This is a genomic window from Pseudomonas capsici, from assembly GCF_017165765.1.
Taxonomy (GTDB): domain Bacteria; phylum Pseudomonadota; class Gammaproteobacteria; order Pseudomonadales; family Pseudomonadaceae; genus Aquipseudomonas; species Aquipseudomonas capsici.
The window spans coordinates 1-698 of record NZ_JAFGZD010000057.1 but is presented as its reverse complement, the minus strand read 5'-3'; the positions used below and the strand labels follow the sequence as shown (position 1 = coordinate 698).

The following is a 698-nucleotide window of genomic DNA, read 5'->3' as shown; positions in this document are numbered from 1 at the left end:
GGCGCTTCGTAGCCACGGCTGATCAGCGCTTGCAGATTCGGGGCCGGCAAGGCTTTGCGGTCCAGTTTGCCGTTTGGCGTCAGCGGCAGTTTGTCCAGATGCACATAGGCCGCCGGGACCATGTACTCCGGCAACTGGCCTTGCAGATGGGCTTTGAGGGTTTCCAGATCGACTTCGGCAACATTTGAGGTGAAGTATGCTACCAAACGTTTATCGCCCGGCACGTCCTCACGGGCCATCACCACCGCTTCCTTAACGCTTTCATGGCGTGCCAGTTTGGCTTCGATCTCGCCCAGTTCGATACGGAAACCGCGGATCTTCACCTGATCGTCGTTACGCCCCAGGTACTCAATATTGCCATCGGCCAGCCAGCGACCCAGGTCGCCGGTGCGGTACATCCGCGCTCCGGTGTTGAACGGATCGTCCAGGAAGCGCTCGGCGGTCAGGTCATCACGGTTCAGATAGCCACGGGCCACACCGGCACCGCCGATATAGATTTCACCCGGCACACCCAGCGGCACTGGCTGGCGGTGTTCATCCAGCAGGTAGAACTGGGTATTGGCCACCGGTTTACCGATATGTGGCGCAAAGCCGTCTTCGCGGTTCATCGCCACCCAGCTTGAATAGGTGGTGGTTTCCGACGGGCCATACAGGTTGCACAGGCGTTTGACGGCCGTTTCGGCAAACAGCTTCTCGAC

The 698-nt window shown here is 59.6% G+C and carries 1 protein-coding gene; it reads right to left on the bottom strand.

Annotated features, from left to right (window positions below; translation table 11 throughout):
* On the bottom strand, positions 1–698 hold a 698-nt coding region (locus JSY17_RS25515), incomplete at both ends, for an AMP-binding protein (protein WP_206403388.1).